This window comes from Rhodococcus sp. ENV425 (genome assembly GCF_002887785.1).
Lineage (GTDB): Bacteria > Actinomycetota > Actinomycetes > Mycobacteriales > Mycobacteriaceae > Rhodococcus > Rhodococcus aetherivorans.
In genome coordinates this window covers 37,168-38,060 of sequence record NZ_PCZU01000267.1, presented here as the reverse complement: position 1 = coordinate 38,060, position 893 = coordinate 37,168, and the positions used below count along the sequence as shown (strand labels likewise).

The 893-nt window shown below is 72.7% G+C and carries 2 protein-coding genes; both read right to left on the bottom strand.

What is annotated here, in order from left to right:
• On the bottom strand, positions 1-576 hold a 576-nt coding region (locus CQZ88_RS31755; protein ID WP_258008762.1), incomplete at its 3' end, for a BTAD domain-containing putative transcriptional regulator.
• Between the two features lie 136 nt (positions 577-712).
• On the bottom strand, positions 713-893 hold a 181-nt coding region (locus CQZ88_RS31750), incomplete at its 5' end, for a response regulator transcription factor (RefSeq protein ID WP_258008761.1).

Sequence of the window (893 nt, the reverse complement as noted above, 5' to 3'; positions counted from 1 at the left end):
GAGCCGCTCGGCGGCCTCGACGACGTCGTCGGAGCCGCCCTGGTCCAGCCGGATCTGCAGCAGGGCCTTGCGGGTGCGCAACTCGATCGCCGTCAGCCGCGCGACCTCGGGGCGCACGAACTCGGCGTCGGCGACGTCGGCGTAGGGCGACCCCCGCCAGCACGACAACGCGGTCGCGTAGGCCTCGGCCGCGGCCTGAGCGGCACCCTGCTCGCGCAGCCGGTCGCCGCGCGCGACGAGGTCGGCGAACCGCACGGCGTCGATCTGCTCCGCGGCGACGGCGAGCCGGTACCGCGAGCCCTCCCGGACGATCACCCCCTCGTCCCCGCGCGGTCGCTGCGGGCTGAGCCGGTCGCGCAGCTTGGAGACGGCGAAGTGCAGCGAACTCGTCTTCGGGTCGTCGACGTCGTGCCAGACCTGTTCGAGCAGCCGCTCCCCCGAGACGTCGCCCGGGAACGCGACGACGAGGGCGGCGAGCAGGGCACGCTGCCGGATGCCGCCGAGGTCGATCGGTCGTCCGTCGACGGTGGCGGCGAAGCCTCCCAGCACGCCGAGCGCCACGCCAGGGGAACTCATCCCGCCCGCCTTTCGATCGCCCCGCCTTTCGATCGCCCCGCCTTTCGATCGCTCCGCCTTTCGATCGAGCACGCCACCGCCGCACCGGAACTGCGGGAGCGGTCGAATTCTAGAGGACCGGTGCGGCTCCGGTGCGCTAGTCCAGCCCCTGCTCGATCGCGTAACGGGTGAGCTCCACGCGGTTGGCGAGCTGCAGCTTGCGCAGGGTCGCCTGCACGTGGTTCTCCACCGTGCGGTGACTGAGCGTGAGCCGCGCGGCGATCTGCTTGGCCGACAGTCCCTTGGCGACGAGTCGCAGCACCTCGGTCTCGCGCTCG